The following is a 17,626-nucleotide window of genomic DNA, read 5'->3' as shown; positions in this document are numbered from 1 at the left end:
GGCGCTAGTAATCAAGAGGCAGGCGGTTGACGGAAACCAGCTTGCCCTTCGACATCTCGATGTAGCTCCCTGCCCGCAGCGCGGACAGCACTTCCGCCACCACCGAGCGCGAGATGTGGGTGCGCTGCTGAATAAAGTGGATCACGCCAATCTTCGCCCGCAGCACCTCGTCCCACTCGGCCATCAGCAGCAGCGAGGCCCGGATCTGCTTATAGGTGCTCTGGCCCACCAGCTCCAGATCGCGGGCTTCCAGCACCCGATACTGCCAGCTGACCCATTTAAATGCCGCCTTCCACAGCTGGTGCCGGTCAAGGATCACCTCCCCCGCCCGGGCGCTGAGCTGGTACAGCTCGCAGGGCGTCAGCGCGGTTAGCCCGCGGCTGTATTCGCTGCCGGCGCCCATGTCCGGCAGGCCAATAATCAACGGCATGGAGGAGATGCCCATCAGCGCGCTATCCGCCGCGCGAACGATCCTCACCGCGCCGCTGCGCACGAGGGTTATCTTATTGTCGCTGGCTTCGAGCGTCAGCGACTCCTGCGGGCGCAGGGACAGGTGCGTGGCGTGCGGCAGAAAATGTTCCGCCAGCACGTTGAAACAGGGTAACGGGTTTACGGCTAACATGCGTTAGTCACATCCTGTGCTAATTTATGTTAAAGAGCGAAGCATCGCTTTATCGCTCGGTGATTGACGGGGAATAACCGGGCCTCGCTTCACGTGCGACGGCATGTTTGGCCCAGCGGCGCGCTGAGGGGCTAACTGCCCCAGGCGCTCTTCCCCGGAGAGCGTTTGCGGCGTGACTCACCCGCAAACAGCCGCAGAATTATGCTGTGCGGTTGCGCAAAAATTCAAATATTCGCCGCGAAAAGTCCGAATACAAACATATCCCTATCACCATAATGCCCGTTAAATAGGCCATCGGCGGGTTTGATTTATTTATTAAAGGCATATGTCAGCAATAATTTATATTTAATATAAATAAGCCGATGCCCGGATACAAAATATTAGCCCTTCCCGTGATACTCCCGTATGCAGCAATATCTCCTGATAACCCGCAATCATTAGCACCACTTTAGTGAAACATCACCTGGCGATATACGTTAAACTGGCGCGTATTGTCCAACTATTATCAGGCCCATCATGACAGATTTGATCGTTCGCCCACGCCGCCTGCGCAAATCCCCCGCGCTGCGCGCTATGTTTGAAGAGACAACCCTGACCTTAAACGATCTGGTGCTGCCCATCTTTGTTGAAGAAGAGATTAGCGACTACACGCCTATCGAAGCGATGCCGGGCGTTATGCGCATTCCGGAGAAATACCTTGCCCGGGAAATTGAGCGCATCGCCAGGGCCGGCGTTCGCTCGGTCATGACCTTCGGCATCTCGCACCACACCGACGCTACCGGCAGCGACACCTGGAAGGAAGATGGCCTGGTGGCGCGCATGTCGCGCATCTGCAAAGATACCGTGCCTGAAATGGTGGTGATGTCCGACACCTGCTTCTGCGAATACACCTCCCACGGCCACTGCGGCGTGCTGTGCGACCACGGGGTCGACAACGATGCAACCCTGGAAAACCTCGGCAAGCAGGCGGTGATCGCCGCCGCTGCCGGCGCGGACTTTATCGCGCCGTCTGCCGCAATGGACGGCCAGGTACAGGCTATCCGCAGCGCGCTGGACGCGGCGGGCTTCTTTGATACCGCCATCATGTCCTACTCCACCAAGTTTGCCTCGTCCTACTACGGCCCGTTCCGCGAAGCCGCGGGCACTGCGCTGAAAGGCGATCGTAAAACGTACCAGATGAACCCGATGAACCGCCGGGAAGCAATCCGCGAATCGCTGCTGGACGAAGCCCAGGGCGCCGATGCGCTGATGGTCAAGCCTGCCGGCCCGTATCTGGACGTGCTGCGCGAGTTGCGGGATCGCACCCAGCTGCCGCTCGGCGCCTATCAGGTGAGCGGCGAGTACGCGATGATCAAGTTTGCCGCCCAGGCAGGCGCGATTGATGAAGAGAAAGTGACGCTGGAAAGCCTCGGCGCCATCAAGCGCGCGGGCGCAGATCTGATTTTCACCTATTTCGCGCTCGATCTGGCCGAAAAAGGCATTCTTCGCTAGTCGTCCCGGCCCGGCGCTTCTGACGCCGGGCCGCCTCTCCTGTTACTGAGGCCGGTAAAAAGGCCGATCCCCCAGAATAGTTGCCCGGTGCATAATGCGCCGCTGCGGCATATAGTCGGCATTGGCATAATGCTGCGTCACCCGATTATCCCAGATAGCCACGTCCCCCACCGTCCAGCGCCAGCGCACCTGAAACTCCGGTTTGGTCACATGCTCAAACAGGAAGGCCAGCAGCGCGTCGCTCTCTTTTTCCGCCAGGTCAACAATGCGGGTGGTAAAGCCGGTATTCACGAACAGCGCCTGCTTGCCGCTGACCGGATGGGTGCGCACCACCGGATGCAGCACCGGCGGATTTTTCTCGACCGCCGCCAGCCAGCGCTGGTGCTCCTCCTCCGAGCCGCGGTATTTCCACTCCGGGAAGGATTTACGGAAATCGTGCTCCGCCTGCAGGCCGCTCAGCAAGGTTTGCAGCGGCGCGGAGAGCGTCTCCCAGGCGGCGATGCCGCTGGTCCACAGGGTGTCACCGCCGAACGCCGGCAGCTGCTTGGCCGCGAGGATCGCCCCGGCGGGCGGGGTTTCGATAAAGGTCACATCGGTGTGCCAGTTATCGTTATCCGGCGGATTGTTGTCGTGGGTATCGAGAACGATAATCTCCTCAACGTCGCGCACGTGCGGATAGACCGGATGAATATGTAGATCGCCAAAGCGGCGGGCGAGATCCCGCTGCTGGGCCGGGGTAATATCCTGCCCGCGCAGGAACACCACCTGATGGCGCAACAGCCCGTGATAGAGCTGCTCAAACTGGTTATCGCTCAGCGGCCGGGTCAGATCGAGACCGGTCACTTCTGCGCCAATGTAGGGCCCCAGCGGGGCAATACCGATACGTTCACTCATGAGACTTCTCCATACCACGGCGTCAGCCGGCGCTGCAGCGCCCTGAGGCCCAGTTCTAAAATAAAGGCAATCACTGCGATAACCGCGATCCCCGCCAGCACCACGTCGGTGGCGAGGAACTCACCGGCAGACTGCACCATAAATCCGAGCCCGCGGGTGGCGGCGATAAGCTCGGCGGCCACCAGCGTTGACCAGCCCACGCCGAGCCCGATGCGCAGGCCGGTGAGAATGTCCGGCAGGGCGCCAGGCAGGATCACAAACCACAGAATTTGCCCGCGGCTGGCGCCGAGGGACTGCGCCGCCCGCACCCGCACCTGCTGCACGCTCTTCACGCCGGCGAGGGTCGCCATCGCTACCGGAGCGAAAATCGCCAGATAGATCAGCAGGATCTTCGAGGTTTCACCGATGCCGAACCAGATAACCATCAGCGGCAGATAGGCCAGCGGCGGCACCGGGCGATACAGCTCAATAAGAGGATCGAGGATCCCGCGCACCGTAGTGCTGAGCCCCATCGCAATGCCCACCGGGATCCCCACCAGCACCGCGGCCAGCAGGGCAATTAAGATTCGCGTCAGGCTGGCGCCCAGATGCTGCCACAGGGTGGCATCCATAAAGCCTTCCGGCCCGGCAATGGTTACCAGCTTGTGCAGCACCGCACCCGGCGGCGGCAGAAACAGCGGCGCAATTAAATTCAGGGCGGTAATCGCCCACCACAGCGCCAGCAGCACCGCCAGGGTGGCAAAGCTCAGGGTCAGTTGGCGCGACAGCGGCCAGCGCCATCCCGCGCGACGGCGGCGGCTTTGGGGCTTATCGTTAACAATAGAACTCATGCGAAAGCCTCCCGATGTTCAAATACCCGACTCAGCACGTACTCGCGGCGCTCGATAAAGCGCGGGTCGGACTTGATGCTGCGGCTGGGCTCCCCGGCCACGAAGCGGCGGCCAAAATCCAGCGACAGGCGCTCGCTCACGCGTCCCGGCCCGGCCGACAGCAGCACCAGCTCGGTCGCCATAAACACCGCCTCTTCAATATCGTGAGTGATCAGCAGCACCTGCTTGCCGGTTTCGTGCCACAGGGTGAGCAGCAGGGTCTGCATCTGCTCTCGGGTAAAGGCGTCGAGCGCGCCGAACGGCTCGTCCAGCAGCAGCAGCTGGGGATCGTTGGCCAGCGCCCGGGCGATACCGACCCGCTGGCGCTGACCGCCGGAGAGCTGCCAGATAGCGTGCCGCTCCGCGCCCTCAAGCCCGACGCGCTTGAGCAACTGGCGGGCCAGCGCCTGGCGATCAACCTTACTGCGCCCCGCCAGCTGCGGCCCGAAGGCTACATTGTCGAGCACGTTGCGCCAGGGCAGCAGGCCTTCATTCTGGAATACCACCCCGCGCTCCGCGCCCGGCCCCTTCACCTGGGCACCGTTAAGGACGATGCTGCCGGCGGCGGCGGGAATAAAGCCGGCCACCAGGTTCAACAGCGTGGTTTTGCCGCAGCCGGAAGGTCCCAGCACCACCAGCAGCTCGCCGCGATCGACGCTCAGGGTAATGTCGTCCAGCACCTTCTTGTCACCGTAGCCCGCGTGGAGATGCGATATCTGCAGCATGATCATTCCTCCGCTATTTAACGAACTTGTCTGTCACATACTGGCCGTAGTCGCTGGCCACCGCGGGCACTTTGCCCTGCGCTTTAAGGAACTGCGCGGTATCGACAATCGCCTTATTCACCGGGCCGTTAAGCTGCTGAACCTGCTGCTCTGCGGTCAGATAGGTATTGCCTTTCACCAGTCCCGGCACATCCGCTTCCGGCACGCCGCTCAGCTTCGAGAGCTTCTGCAGGTTTTCCGGCTGCTTAAGCCAGCCTTCGGGATCGTCGAGATAGGCCTTCTGGGCGGCGATGGCGCTGTGGGCAAAGGCTTTCACCACCTCGGGGTGCTGCTCGGCGAAGTCGCGGCGAACGACCCACACGTCGAGGGTCGGCGATCCCCACTTCCCGACCTGGGATGAGTCGGTCAGCACGGTGCCGTCTTTTTCCAGCTCGTTAACTGCCGGAGCCCAAACGTAGGCACCGTCAATATCCCCGCGCTGCCAGGCGGCGGCAATGGCCGGCGGCTGGAGGTTAAGGATCTGCACCTGGCCCGGCTTAATGCCCCAGTGCTTGAGGGCCGCCAGCAGGCTGTAGTGCGTGGTGGAGATAAACGGCACCGCGATGCGCTTGCCGATCAGATCCTGCGGCTTGCTGATGCTTTTTTTCACCACCAGCGCTTCGGAATTGCCGAGCTGGGAAGCGAGGAGGAACACTTCAATGGGCACCTGCTGGCTGGCGGCTACCGCCAGCGGGCTGGAGCCGATATTGCCAATCTGCACGTCGCCGGAAGCCAGCGCCCGCACCACGCTGGCGCCGCTGTCGAACTTGCGCCAGTCGACGGTCGCGCCGCTCTCTTTAGCAAAGGAATTGTCGGCCTGCGCCACTTTGGCAGGCTCGGCAGATGTCTGATAGGCCACGGTGACGTTAACCGCCCGGGCCTGCAGCGAAAACGCGGCCAGCGCGGCTAAAAGCGAAAGTGAAAGATGCGCTCTGCGAACCATTGAATTTGCTCCCCTTGTTATGATGAGAGCAGTATTTCCGGCATCAGGATGTTGTTAAAGGAATAAAAATGAATGGCTAATAGCGAACGGTTTTTAGAAAAAAACCGGCAAAGCTTAGTGGTTTTATGGATTTTAACGGCGGAGATAGAAGAGCGGTAGTTCAACAGATTACAGGGAGAGCGTTCATCTTCCAGCCCGACGTTACGCTGCAGCCAACCGGCGCATCAGAGGAGACCTCTTCTCCCCCGATGTCCTGCAAATCAGGCACAGCAGCGATCGTTCCAGGCGTCACGGTAGATGATATTACCTTCCGTATACTTCCAGCTGATCGCTTCGTAGCGCAACTCAAGCGTCTCCAGGTGGCTGCTGCTTATACCGGCAGGTGCCAGATAGGGCGCTACGGTGGTTAGCTTGACGTTTTCCAGAATGATATTGAAGTACTCGGCCTCGATACCCGATTCCTGAATGCGGTACATCTTAATAATCGCCTTCTTGAGTGTGCGCCCTTCGCAGACCGCCCGGTACAGCAGCGGCGTGGTCTGATCGAACTCTTTCACTATCGTAATGGGGCGATGGACGCGGGTTCCGGTAAGCTTTCCCCAGTTAGGATCGACGGGAATGGTTACGCCGTGCGAAAATGATTTTAATTCGATGGAGCCCAGGCGCAGCGGCATTAAGCAGCTGCCGACGATGGGCGAGCCATTTTCATCTTCAATCCATAAATGTGCGGGAGTCGACATGTAATTTCCTTATCAGTAGTGATTTAGATTCGTGTGATTTTTATACCGTCACCATTTACAGTAACGAGTAAAAACAATAATCATCAGGATGGCAAATATGCCTACAGGCCACTGAGGGCTGGCAGGGAAAAAATGTTCCTGAAGTAATACAAAAATATCCGTGAAGATTACCGGTCCGTAGAGTGATAATAGGAACTTGAATTGCCACAGCAGAAACCTTTTTATTGCTTTAACCATGGTTATCCGATCATCCCGGAGATGTTAAATATGCTCTCTTTCAATTTTTTATAAGGCTGTTAAAACTTACAGTAACGCGCAAAAACGAAAATCATCACCAGCGCGAACACCCCTACAGTCCAGAATGGGCCGTCAGGGAAGAAGTGATTCAGAAGCAATAAGTAAGCACCTGTTAAAATTATCGGCGCGTACATCGATAACAAGAAGCAGAGTTGCCACAGCAGAAACCTTTTTATTGCTTTAATCATGGTTATCCGATCATCCTGGATGATGATAAATGTAATTTTCAAATAGTAATTTTTTCAACACCGTTACCACTTACAGTAACGAGTAAAAACAGCAATCATTAAGATGGCGAATATGCCTACAGGCCACAGAGGGCTGCCAGGGAAAAAATGTTCACGGAGCATAGCAAAAATAAAGATAAGAATTACAGGTCCGTAGAGCGATAACAGGAACTTAAATTGCCACAACAAAAAACGTTTGATTGCTTTAATCATGGTTATCTACTCATCTTGGTAATTATGTTTGCTATATCAGAATCCGATACCCATTGCACATCCATTGCGCCCGCACGTTCGAATGCTGGCTCAATCAGGAAATACATCATTTCTAGTTGGTCCATATATAGTGCAGAGTAATAAGCAGGGTATTGAATGGACAAGCGATGGGCGCTATCTGCAGCTTTTTGTATCAAACCATACGTTGCGCCAATCGTGGCCGCTGTACCCGCAGATTTCCCAGCGAGAGCGCTGAGCTGCATACTTAGATTTACCCCAATACGGACGCTGGTAGCCACTGCTAAAGCAAATCCCGCTCCAGTAAGGGAACTGGCCGCGATATGGATATTTACGGCCATTAGCGCTTTTTTGATGTGCTCTAATTGAGTATGGGTTTTGTACTTAAATATTTCTTCGAAGTAGCTCCAAAGCATGTGGTAGACGACATCACTATTTTGAATAATGCGATAAACACCGCGACTAAAGCGGAGATCTTCATTTAGTTGCTGCCGACAAACATCTTTATACTCCTCAGTAAAACATGAAGTGTAATACAGCAAGCGAGTAGCCCCCTTCTCCAACATCTCTACTTGATTCTTCACCTGCTGACCCACGGCATAAACGGCACGGTCGAGTTTTAATGCGAGGATCCTGTTGGCCTGCAGATAGCTAATGACTTCATTGTTGCTGTACATAATCGCTCCATGATAATGCTTCCCTAAATCCCTTCACCGACGCTATTTACGCTCATCCCATATTGGGATAACAACCCTAAAAAGCCTTAAAATCACTTAGTTTTGACGGCTAACGTTGGGTTTTGCGTTGAGAAAGAGCAGGCCAGGCAATGCTGGCTGCGGTGAGGACTATGCGCGCTACAGGCGTCGCGGCCCGAGCCCGATGAGGAGGGTAAAAATCAAGGAAGCGCCCGTAAGTGTTTTTGGGATGCTGCGTGCTCTACAACCCGGCATCACGCCCGGGACAGCGAAAAAGGATGGCACCGCCACCGGCGGCTACAGAGTATCACCATAATAAAGCTGGTAACCCATGTCGACGCTGGCGGCAGTCTCCTCCCCCGCCAGCCGCGCCAGCAGCATCTCGCCCGCCACCCGGCCGATGTCGTAGCGCGGCGTCACCACGCTGGCTATCTTCTGCAGCCGCGCCCGGCCTATCTCCAGGCCGTGAAATCCGGCGATAGCAATCTGCCCGGGCACGTCGATTCCCTGGGCCTGGCACTCCAGCAGCACCCCCACCGCAAGGTCGTCGTTGGTGCAGAAAATCGCATCCACGTCGGGATGCGACTGCCGGAGCTGCAAAAATAGCGCCCGCCCCAGCGATACCGATGAAATCGCGTGCGGCGCAATCTGCACCGGCATCAGGCCGCGCGCGGCCAGCGCCTGCCGGACGCCGCGAAAGCGACTCAGATCCCGCGGATCGTCCATCGATCCTAAAAAGGCCAGCCGCCGCTTGCCGCTGTCGATAAAGGCGTCGGCCATCTCACGCGCCGCGTGTTCATTATCAAAGCCCACCTGAATGTCCATCGGCTCGCCGCCGATATCCATCAGCTCCGCCACCGGAATACCGCTGGCGCGCACGTACTGCACCAGCCGGTCGGTATGCTGGCGGCTGGTAAGGATCAGGCCGTCAATGTTGTAGGAGAGCAGATTGAGCACCTCGCGCTCTTCGCGCGCGGGATCGTACTCGTAGTTGGCAATCAGCGTCTGGTACTGGTTGGCAGAGGTCACCGCCTCTACGCCGGCCAGCAGATCGGCAAAGATTTGGTTGCGAAACGAGGGGATCAGCACGCCGATGGTTTTACTGCGGGCGTTGAGCAGGATCTCCGGCGCGCGGTTGGGGATGTAGTTGTTATCCTCCATCACCCTGGCGATAAGTTCCCGGCTGCGCTGAGACACCTGGGCCGGGTCGCGCAAATAGCGGCTCACCGTCATTTTGTTCAGCCCGGCCAGGTTAGCGATATCCTGCAATGTCATCCTGCTGTTTTTCATCGGGTTCTCTGCGGCTTCCTTCAGTGATTATCGCCCGGCACCTTATCACGCAGCCGCGTTTCTGTTAACCCACCGCGCCGCGCCCGGCCACCGCCGCCTCCGGCTGTGCGCTGGCCGCCCGGATACGCAATATTTATACGGCGGCGAGCATCCCGCCGTCGACAAACAACAGGTGGCCGTTCACAAAGTCAGAGGCGGACGAGGCGAGGAATACCGCGGCACCAATCAGCTCCTCCGGCCGGCCCCAGCGCGCGGCGGGGGTGCGCTGATAGAGCCAGCTGGAAAACGCCTCGTCTTTCACCAGCGGCTCGGTCATTTCGGTGGCGAAATAGCCGGGCGCAATGCCGTTAACCTGAATATTGTATTCCGCCAGCTCCACGCACATTCCGCGGGTCAACATTTTAACCGCGCCTTTTGACGCGGCGTACGGCGTAATCGTTTTGCGGCCTAATTCACTCTGCATTGAGCCAATATTAATTATTTTCCCACGGCGGCGATTCATCATATATTTTGCCACCTGCTGGGAAGTGATAAAAACGCCCTTCTGATTGACGTTAATGACCTCGTCCCACTCTTCTTCGGGAAATTCGGTAAACGGATGGCGGCGCTGAATACCGGCGTTATTAATTAAAATATCAATCGGCCCCAGCGTCTCTTCGATTTGCGCTACCGCCTGCGCGACCTGCACCGACTGGGTGACGTCAAACGCCGCGCCGCTGGCCCGGTAGCCCTGAGCCACCAGCGCCGCGGCGGCGGCATCAGCGCGCTCCTGGCGGCGGTCGTTGATCACAATCTCCGCCCCGTGCGCCGCCAGCCCGCTCGCCAGCAGGTTGCCGATGCCTCTCGCCGATCCGGTGATCAGCGCCCGCTTGCCCGACAAATCAAATAAATTATTCATAACGCCCCTCTGCTGATAGCTGTTACGCGTAACTGTATACGCGTAACAGTTACCATGAGAAGTACATCAGAGACAAAAATGCGCGTTTTGTGATCGAAGAGACATTTCACGAAAGGAGACTGCAAAAGCGCCCGGGGATTGACAGACGGGGATAAAGAAGCGCCGGCCCTGTGGGCCGGCGCGCGCGGCTGCGCTACTCGAGGGTGAGCACCACCTTGCCAATGTGGTCGCCCCGATCCAGCGCTTCCTGAGCGCTGGACACCTCGGCGAACGGGAAGGTGCGGTAGATAATCGGCTCGCATTTGCCCGCCGCGATCAGCGGCCAGACGCGCGACTCCAGCGCCGCGGCGATCTGCTGCTTCTCCGCCGCCGAGCGCCCGCGCATGGTGGAGCCGGTTACCACCGCGCGCTTGAGCATCAGCTCCTGCAGATCAAACTGGTCCACGAAGCGCCCGCCCATAAAACCTAACAGCACCAGCCGCCCGTCGCGCCTGAGCAGGCGCAGATTCTGGTTGAAATAGCTGCCGCCGACGATATCGAGAATAACGTCCACGCCCTCACCGCGGGTGCGCGCGAGGATCTCCTCTTCAAAGTTGCTGGTCTTGTAGTTAATGGCTTCACCGAACGGGCTAAGCGGGGCAATCTTGTCATCGCTGCCGACGGTACAAAATGCCTTAATGCCCATCGCCGCACACAGGCTCAGCGCCGTGGTGCCGATGCCGCTCGCGCCGCCGTGGATCAGCACCACGTCTTTTTCGCTGGCCCGCCCCATCTCAAACAGGTTGGCCCAGACGGTAAAGAAGGTTTCCGGCAGCGCCGCTGCCTGAACAAAGCTCAGGCCCTGCGGTATCGGCAATACCTGCCCGTCGGGCACGGCGCAAAACTCGGCGTAGCCGCCGCCGTTCGTCAGGGCACAAACCCTGTCTCCCACCGCAAAACGGGTAACCTTGTTGCCCACCGCCTGCACCACGCCCGCGACTTCCAGCCCCGGTACCGGAGTGACGCCCGCCGGCATCGGGTATTTCCCCTGGCGCTGTAAAATATCCGGGCGGTTAACTCCGGCGGCCTTTACGGCAATCAGTACCTCACTCTCGCCGCACTCCGGGATCGCGGCATCGCTAATTTTCAGCACTTCCGGGCCGCCCGGGACGGTAATTTCAACTCTTTTCACAATAATAACCTGCTCTGTTCAGTCTCGTTTAACGCCCGCCCAAGGCGGGCGCCGGTAGCGGATCAGCGACGGATAAACGCCAGCAAATCGGCGTTGATAGTTTCTGCTTCAGTAGTCGGCATGCCGTGGGGGAAGCCGGGATAGGTTTTCAGGGTGCCGTTGCGCACCAGCTTTGCCGACAGTGGCCCCGAATTGTCGTACGGCACAATCTGATCGTCATCGCCGTGCATCACCAGCACCGGGACGGTAATTTTGCGCAGGTCGTCGGTAAAGTCGGTTTGGGAAAAGGCCACGATACCGTCATAGTGGGCTTTGGTACTGCCCATCATTCCCTGACGCCACCAGTTCATGATGATCCCCTGCGACGGCTTTGCGCCGTCGCGGTTGTAACCGTAAAACGGCCCGGCGGGCACGTCGTAGTAAAACTGCGCCCGGTTGGCGGCAAGCTGCGCCTGCATATCGTCGAACACCGATTTCGGCAGGCCGCCCGGATTAGCGTCGGTTTTCACCATCAGCGGCGGCACGGCAGCGATCAGCACCGCCTTCGCCACCCGCTCCTCGCCGTGGCGGGCGATATAGTGCGCCACTTCGCCGCCGCCGGTGGAGTGGCCAACGTGCACCACATCATGGAGATCGAGGTGGGCGACCACCGCCGCCACGTCGTCAGCGTAGTGATCCATATCGTGGCCGTCCCATACCTGAGACGATCGGCCATGGCCGCGCCGGTCGTGGGCTACCACGCGGAAGCCCTGGCCGAGAAAGTAGAGCATCTGCGCGTCCCAGTCGTCGGCACTGAGCGGCCAGCCGTGGTGAAAGAGGATGACCGGCGCATCTTTCGGGCCCCAGTCTTTGTAGAAAATCTCGACCCCGTCCCGGGTGGTGACATAGGAATTCTGCATCTTTGACCCTCGCAATGAATGGTGCCGGAGACTTCCGGCAGAACCAGGTAACTCTTTTAAGCGTAGACGTCTCAGCCCGGCACGGGGCTCGGAACACTCCGCTTGCGGCAGTAGCGCAGACAGCAGACTAAGCTTAAAGTCAGGTTTAAGGTCAATACACGGCGGGAAACAATAACCGCTTCGGCAGATATTCAGAGGTGGCACCATGATGAAAATTGGCGAGCTGGCGGCCGCAACGGGGCTTCCTCCTTCGCGGATCCGCCTTTATGAACGGACCGGCCTGCTGCAATCCGTGGTTCGGCGCAGAAACGGCTATCGCGGATACGGCCCGCAGGCGATAGCGGAGCTTGAGCTGATTATTGCCGCCAGGCAGGCGGGCTTTGGCCTTGATGCCATTCGGGCGCTGCTGCCGTCGGACGACGGCCGCTGGCAGCACGACCGGCTGGTGGGCGCGCTGGAGGAGAAGGTGCGGGAGATTGCCGCGCTGGAACAGGCGCTGGCTGAGAACCGCCGCCGGCTGTTATCGATCATTGAGGATATTCAGGCCCGGCCCGAGGGGCTGGACTGCGGGCAAAACGCCGGACGGGTACTTGCCCGCCTGCGTTCGCCTGAATCCGATGCGGGCTGAACCCGGCCCGCACGCGGACACGTCAGAAAATGCCCTTCTGGCGGATTTTGTTCAGTTTCTCCTGCGGCGCGGCGGCGGCGTCCTGCTCTTCCGGAGCAGTACCCGCGCCGCGGGCGGGCCGCTCGTTCCCCCTTTCCAGCTGCGCCAGCAGACGGTTTTGCTGGGCGATCAGCGCCCGCAGTCCGGCCACTTCCTCGCGCAGGGCCGCCAGTTCGCCGCTATCGCAAGGCGAGGTAGCCGCAGCGCCCATCAGATCGCGCAGCTGCGCCAGCTGCGGCTCGCTAAAGCCGCCCGCGGCCTGCACCGGCTCGTCCGGCAGCAGGCCGTCGCGGCGCAGCTCGGCGCACAATATCTCCAGCGTCATCGACTCGCGCCCGAGAGATTCGGCGACGTGGCTACACAGCACCGGGCTGAGGAGCTGCAGCTGGAGGCCCGCCAGATAGACACCGCGGTGAAAGCGGCGAATCTGCCGGTTAACCTCACCAAGATCGCCGCTGCTCTGGGGCAGCGCGTCGCGCCAGCGCTTGAGCTGCGCCAGAGCGTGCAGGTCCGCCCTGCTGTGTTCCGGGGCCAGGTGCAGGGAAAAATTAACCCGGCGCAGGTGGCGGTTATGCATCCGCTACAGCCTCTTCCGGCAGCGGCACCGCGTCGGATGCCGAGTGATAGAGACAAATCTCGCGGGCCAGCGCGCTCTGCGGATTGTCGAGCGTGACGACTCGATCGCCCAGCGTGGCGTACGCCCGGCGAATAGCGTCCTCCACCAGGTGCGCGCCGCCGCCCACCAGATACACCCGGTTCGGATTCTTGACGAATTTCTTCGCCTCGTAGGCCACCTGATCGCCGAGCTCCTGAATTTTGGTGTTGATGCGCTCGAGGATCTGCGGAATGCGCGACTCATCGTTAATCACGCTTTTAACAAACGCCATATCGTCCCGGCGCTTGATAAGCTCGTTGGCCACCAGATAGCTGGCGTCGCTGTCGGCGGCGGCAAGCTGCTTGCGGGTGGCATCGGTGACCATCGCCACGCCGATTTCGTTATTGCCGTAGATAGCGGAAACATCGTCGAACTCGCCGACAATCACCCCCATATCCAGGGTGGTGCCGCCGCAGTCGATCACCAGCGTGCGGGTAAACTCGCTGACGCTGGAGTTAATCAGGTGCGACAGCGCCGCCGGCAGGCTCTCGGGCATCACCTGCACGTCGACGATGCGAAACAGCTCCCCTTTATTAAGGCTGATGTCGCGCAGCAGGTTGCGGCGCTTGGCCTCGATGCGCTCTTCGTTGCGCTGGCAGTCGTCCGGGTTGTAGTACTGGGTGATCGGCAGGGTCACCACTACCTCGACATCCTGCGGCGGCAGGCCGGTTTGCAGCAGGGCGTGGTGCACCGCCAGCAGATTGAGATCGTCGTACTGGTACTCAATGTGGGTGGTGGAGAGCGCTTTATCCGAGGTGGCATCGTAGGTGTATTTGGTGGTGCCGATGGTGTAGTTGTACACCGCCTGGCCGCTCAGCAGCGCCGCGCTTTTCCAGTCTTTGCGAAAGGAGTTGGGAGAGATAACGGTCTTGAGCCTGCCGTTCTGGATCCAGCTGATTTTTACGTTGGTGGAGCCATCGTCAATGGCGAACTTGATGCGGGTAGCGGTCATGATTATTCACTTAATGATTTTATGTCAGGATAAATCGTCAGCCAGCACGCGGCGGGCGCCCAGATAGTGGGTCTGCCAGAAGCTGTCGTCGAGCCGGCTGATGCGGATATTGAGCCCGCGGCGGGGCGCTTCGATAAATTTGCCGTCGCCGAGGTAAACGCCGACGTGGTCGGCCCCCGGGCGCCGGTTAATGTTGAAAAACACCAGATCGCCGCGGCGCAGCTTGCTGCCGCGCACGGCGTGCAGGTGTTTGGCCTGATACATGGCGTTGGCGGTGCGCGGCAGCTTGCGGTCGAGCACCTTATTCCAGGCGTAATAGACCAGTCCGCTGCAGTCGAATCCCTCTTCCGGCGACTGTCCTCCCCAGACGTAAGGTTTGCCGAGCTGCTGCTTAAGCCGGGCGATGACGGTTTGCAGCGCCGCCTGCGTCTTCGGCGAGGGCCGGGACTCCCTGCGGGATTGCCACAGCGCATCCGAGCCGCCGATGTGGCCCGGCCGCCAGCGCGCGTGCATCGCCAGCGTCTCGCGGTTTTTCGCCCGGGCAAGGCGTTTCTTCTCGGTCTCGCGCTGCTTTTGCGCCGGGGTCAGCGGCACCACTGCCACCCGCTGGCGGGCCTTTTTCATCAGCCGCTCGCGGTTTTTCTTGCGCTGCTCTGCCGCCTGCGCCTGCTTGCGGGTTAACGACGACTTCACCTCCTGCGGCTTGGCGCAGGCGGCACCGGCGGGCAGCAGCAGGGTGGCGCAGAGCGCCACCAGCAGCATTTTTGCGAAGAGAGTTAACGCGTTCACCGGGTTCGTCCGTCAGGTTTTATCCGCCAGCTTTTCCGCCAGCGGCTGGAGGATTTTCTCCCCGTGCTGGCCGAAGAACTGATAGAGGGACTGGCTGGCGGCGTGGGTCAGCACCATGATTTCAATGCGCCGGTTCACCGAACCGAGCGGATCGTCGCCGTCCAGCAGCATGCGGTCCGCCATGCCGCTCACCTGCAGTACCCGATCTGCCGACAGCCCGCTGTCGGTGAGCACCTGGCGGGCCGACAGCGCCCGCTCGCCGGAGAGATTCCAGTTGTTGTAGCGCTCGCCGTGGCGAAAGCGGGCGGCGTCGGTGTGGCCGGTGATGATTATCTTGTTATCGATGGTCGCCAGCGCGGGGGCAAACTCCGCCAGCAGGCGGTGGAAAAAGGGGGTCAGCACCGCGCGGCTGCGCTGGAACATCTCGCGGTTTTTATCGTCGGTGATAAGAATGCGCAGGCCCTGCGGCACAATCTCCAGCTGCAGGTTCGACTGCGCCTGGTAGGCCGAGGTGATCTTCATAATAAGCCTGGCGAGATCTTCAATCTCTTTGCGGGATCGGGCGTTGACGTCCGCCAGACTCGGCGCCTTGCCGAGGCCGTGGGTGATTTTTTTCAGCGCCTCGTTTTTTGTTTTGGCAGCGTGCATCGCCACCGGATCCGGCGACGGTGCCTGCTTATCCAGCAGGGAAACGCGCCCGCCCGCCTCGCGCTGGGTGAGCGGCGTGGCGGCGTGGCCTTCAAAAACCGCATCGCCGTTAAGCATCGACACCACTTCACGCCGCTCCTCTTCGGACACCGCGCCCATGATCCACAGCACCATAAACAGCGCCATCATCGCGAGGGTAAAGTCGGCAAATGCCACCTTCCACGCGCCGCCGTGCATGGCGTGATGCTCCTTGCGCGACGAGCGCTTGATGATGGTGGTCGGCTCTTTCCCGCGGCTGCGCATTAGCCTTCACCCTCCGCGCTAAGCTGGTTCACCCAGCCGTCGAGGGTGGCGAATGTCGGCTTGGCGTCCATCGGCAGCATTTTGCGCCCGGCGTCCACCGCCAGCAGCGTCGGCTTGCCCGCCACGTGATTCACCAGCACGGTGCGCACGCACTCCAGCACCGCGATCTGCTTTTTGGTGCGCTGCTCCATCGCGCTGGCCACCGGATCCATAAAGCAGTAGCAGAAGAAAACCCCGAGGAAGGTGCCCACCAGCGCGGCGGCGACTTTAATGCCGATCACCGCAATGGAGCCGTCGATGGACTGCATGGTGATGATGATCCCGAGCACCGCGGCGCAGATGCCGAAGCCCGGCATCGCCTCAGCGGTGCGCTGCAGCGAGCGCGACGGCTGCAGCAGGTTCTCCTCCATCGCCACCAGCTCCTGCTCGAGAATGCCCTCCAGCTCGTGCTCGTTGATTTTGCCCATCGCCATCAGGCGGAAGTTGTCCGAGATGAAGGTGATCAGCGGCTTGTCACCGAGCAGCAGCGGATAGCGCTGAAACAGCGGGCTCTCTTCCGGGGCTTCGATATGCGCATCGAGGGTTTTCAGGCCGCCGTCCTGCACCAGCTCCAGCAGCTCGTACAGCATCATCAGCAGCTGGCGCTGATACTCTTCGGTATGCTCGTCCTTGCGCAAAATAGCGCGGAACTGGCGTCCCATCTCCACCAATACCGGGCGCGGGTTAGCCAGCACCATTGCGCCAATACCGGCCCCCAGAATGATGACGATTTCGCCGGGCTGCCAGAAAGAGGCCACCTTGCCGCCGGACATAATAAAGCCGCCGACAACGCAGCCGAGGATGATCACAATACCTAAAAATTTCTGCATAACCCTTTCACTTCTCGAAAAATGTCTGAATCTTCTCGCCGATTTTTTTATTGAGCTGGCAGACCCGCGCCTCGGTTAAATCAAGAACCAGGGCGATCTCCTTCAGGCTCATCTCATGCTGGTAATAGAGCGTCAGGATCATCTGTTCCCGCTCGTCGAGGCTGGCCAGCGCCAGGCGCAGCGTCCGGCTGGTGGCCACTTCATCCTCCAGGGTGCGGCTGTCCAGCGCCCGGGCGTGGATGTCGTTGCCGAGCAGCGCGTCGAGGCTTTCGAGGCTGCTGGCGCAGTCGAGCAGCAAATACTCCTGATACGCCTCGGCGCTAACGCCCAGATGGGTATTCACATCCTCAAACTGCGGCACCCGCCCCAGCCGGCGCCCCAGCTCGCGGATGGCGTCATTGATTTTGTGGGCCTTCTGGCGCAGGCGGCGCGGCCGCCAGTCCAGCTGGCGCAGCTCGTCGAGGATCGCGCCGCGAATGCGCTGGGCAGCGAAAGAGGCAAACTGCTCGTCCGGCGTGCCGTAGCGGCGCAGGGCGGTGAGCAGGCCCATCAGGGCCACCTGCTCCATATCCTCTTTGTCCATCACGCTGCTGACCTGCCAGGAGAGCTGGCGGACCACTTTTTTTACCAGCGGCAGCCAGCTGTTGAGGAAGCTCGCTTCCTGCGCCGGGCTGAGGGTTTCCGCGACCCTGAAATCCATGGTTTCCATCGG

Annotated in this window: 19 protein-coding genes; 2 read left to right on the top strand and 17 right to left on the bottom strand. The window is 59.8% G+C overall.

What is annotated here, in order from left to right:
* Window positions 1-4: 4 nt before the first annotated feature.
* A complete protein-coding gene (locus tag QZ766_RS20940; RefSeq protein WP_297206821.1) occupies window positions 5-622 on the bottom strand; it encodes a helix-turn-helix domain-containing protein in 618 nt (205 codons plus the stop codon).
* Window positions 623-1,138: 516 nt separating this feature from the next.
* On the opposite strand from QZ766_RS20940, the gene hemB reads away from it, so the two are divergent.
* The gene (hemB, locus tag QZ766_RS20935) at window positions 1,139-2,113 is read left to right on the top strand and encodes a porphobilinogen synthase (RefSeq protein ID WP_297206818.1); all 975 of its coding nucleotides are present in this window, start codon (window positions 1,139-1,141) and stop codon (window positions 2,111-2,113) included.
* A gap of 42 nt (window positions 2,114-2,155) precedes the next feature.
* Here hemB and tauD read toward each other — a convergent pair whose 3' ends face one another.
* From tauD to QZ766_RS20885, 10 genes are all read right to left on the bottom strand, one after another.
* Window positions 2,156-3,007: a taurine dioxygenase gene (gene tauD, locus QZ766_RS20930; protein ID WP_297206816.1), complete on the bottom strand. Its 852-nt coding sequence runs from the start codon at window positions 3,005-3,007 to the stop codon at window positions 2,156-2,158.
* Complete coding sequence (gene tauC, locus QZ766_RS20925) at window positions 3,004-3,837, bottom strand: taurine ABC transporter permease TauC (RefSeq protein ID WP_297206814.1); 834 nt, start codon at window positions 3,835-3,837, stop codon at window positions 3,004-3,006. Before tauC ends, tauD begins: the two co-directional genes overlap by 4 nt.
* Window positions 3,834-4,601, bottom strand: a complete 768-nt coding sequence (gene tauB / locus QZ766_RS20920; RefSeq protein ID WP_297206812.1) for a taurine ABC transporter ATP-binding subunit — start codon at window positions 4,599-4,601, stop codon at window positions 3,834-3,836. The genes tauC and tauB overlap by 4 nt, the downstream gene beginning before the upstream one ends.
* Window positions 4,602-4,614: 13 nt before the next feature.
* Window positions 4,615-5,583, bottom strand: coding sequence for a taurine ABC transporter substrate-binding protein (tauA, locus tag QZ766_RS20915; protein WP_297206810.1), 969 nt, complete (start codon window positions 5,581-5,583; stop codon window positions 4,615-4,617).
* Between the two features lie 260 nt (window positions 5,584-5,843).
* Complete coding sequence (tssD, locus tag QZ766_RS20910; RefSeq protein ID WP_297206808.1) at window positions 5,844-6,323, bottom strand: type VI secretion system tube protein TssD; 480 nt, start codon at window positions 6,321-6,323, stop codon at window positions 5,844-5,846.
* Window positions 6,324-7,062: 739 nt separating this feature from the next.
* The gene (locus tag QZ766_RS20905) at window positions 7,063-7,755 is read right to left on the bottom strand and encodes a hypothetical protein (protein WP_297206806.1); all 693 of its coding nucleotides are present in this window, start codon (window positions 7,753-7,755) and stop codon (window positions 7,063-7,065) included.
* A 315-nt stretch (window positions 7,756-8,070) separates the two neighbouring features.
* Window positions 8,071-9,063: a LacI family DNA-binding transcriptional regulator gene (locus QZ766_RS20900; protein ID WP_297206804.1), complete on the bottom strand. Its 993-nt coding sequence runs from the start codon at window positions 9,061-9,063 to the stop codon at window positions 8,071-8,073.
* 133 nt (window positions 9,064-9,196) lie between these two features.
* On the bottom strand, window positions 9,197-9,961 hold the full coding sequence (gene idnO, locus QZ766_RS20895) for a gluconate 5-dehydrogenase (RefSeq protein ID WP_297206801.1): 765 nt from the start codon (window positions 9,959-9,961) through the stop codon (window positions 9,197-9,199).
* A 193-nt stretch (window positions 9,962-10,154) separates the two neighbouring features.
* Window positions 10,155-11,132, bottom strand: coding sequence for an NAD(P)H-quinone oxidoreductase (locus tag QZ766_RS20890; RefSeq protein ID WP_297206798.1), 978 nt, complete (start codon window positions 11,130-11,132; stop codon window positions 10,155-10,157).
* A gap of 62 nt (window positions 11,133-11,194) precedes the next feature.
* On the bottom strand, window positions 11,195-12,031 hold the full coding sequence (locus tag QZ766_RS20885) for an alpha/beta hydrolase (RefSeq protein WP_297206795.1): 837 nt from the start codon (window positions 12,029-12,031) through the stop codon (window positions 11,195-11,197).
* Between the two features lie 205 nt (window positions 12,032-12,236).
* Between QZ766_RS20885 and QZ766_RS20880 the strand changes: the two genes are divergently transcribed.
* Window positions 12,237-12,659, top strand: a complete 423-nt coding sequence (locus QZ766_RS20880) for a MerR family transcriptional regulator (protein WP_297206793.1) — start codon at window positions 12,237-12,239, stop codon at window positions 12,657-12,659.
* A 22-nt stretch (window positions 12,660-12,681) separates the two neighbouring features.
* Here the strand turns inward: QZ766_RS20880 and QZ766_RS20875 are convergent, their stop codons facing one another.
* Genes QZ766_RS20875 through QZ766_RS20850 form a run of 6 tightly spaced genes read right to left on the bottom strand, consistent with a single transcriptional unit; the run spans window position 12,682 to window position 17,623 of the window.
* Complete coding sequence (locus QZ766_RS20875; protein ID WP_297206791.1) at window positions 12,682-13,275, bottom strand: hypothetical protein; 594 nt, start codon at window positions 13,273-13,275, stop codon at window positions 12,682-12,684.
* Window positions 13,268-14,305, bottom strand: coding sequence for a plasmid segregation protein ParM domain-containing protein (gene parM, locus QZ766_RS20870; RefSeq protein WP_297206789.1), 1,038 nt, complete (start codon window positions 14,303-14,305; stop codon window positions 13,268-13,270). Before parM ends, QZ766_RS20875 begins: the two co-directional genes overlap by 8 nt.
* A gap of 24 nt (window positions 14,306-14,329) precedes the next feature.
* Window positions 14,330-15,094: a C40 family peptidase gene (locus tag QZ766_RS20865; RefSeq protein WP_297206787.1), complete on the bottom strand. Its 765-nt coding sequence runs from the start codon at window positions 15,092-15,094 to the stop codon at window positions 14,330-14,332.
* Window positions 15,095-15,106: 12 nt separating this feature from the next.
* Entirely contained in the window at window positions 15,107-16,045 is a 939-nt protein-coding gene (gene lafU / locus QZ766_RS20860; protein ID WP_297206785.1) for a putative lateral flagellar export/assembly protein LafU, read from the bottom strand.
* The gene (gene motA, locus QZ766_RS20855; RefSeq protein WP_297206783.1) at window positions 16,045-16,914 is read right to left on the bottom strand and encodes a flagellar motor stator protein MotA; all 870 of its coding nucleotides are present in this window, start codon (window positions 16,912-16,914) and stop codon (window positions 16,045-16,047) included. Before motA ends, lafU begins: the two co-directional genes overlap by 1 nt.
* A 7-nt stretch (window positions 16,915-16,921) precedes the next feature.
* Complete coding sequence (locus QZ766_RS20850; protein WP_297206781.1) at window positions 16,922-17,623, bottom strand: FliA/WhiG family RNA polymerase sigma factor; 702 nt, start codon at window positions 17,621-17,623, stop codon at window positions 16,922-16,924.
* Window positions 17,624-17,626: the final 3 nt, after the last annotated feature.

The organism is uncultured Pluralibacter sp. (assembly GCF_913775985.1).
Taxonomy (GTDB): Bacteria; Pseudomonadota; Gammaproteobacteria; order Enterobacterales; family Enterobacteriaceae; genus Pluralibacter.
This window is presented reverse-complemented; position numbering and strand designations above follow the sequence as displayed.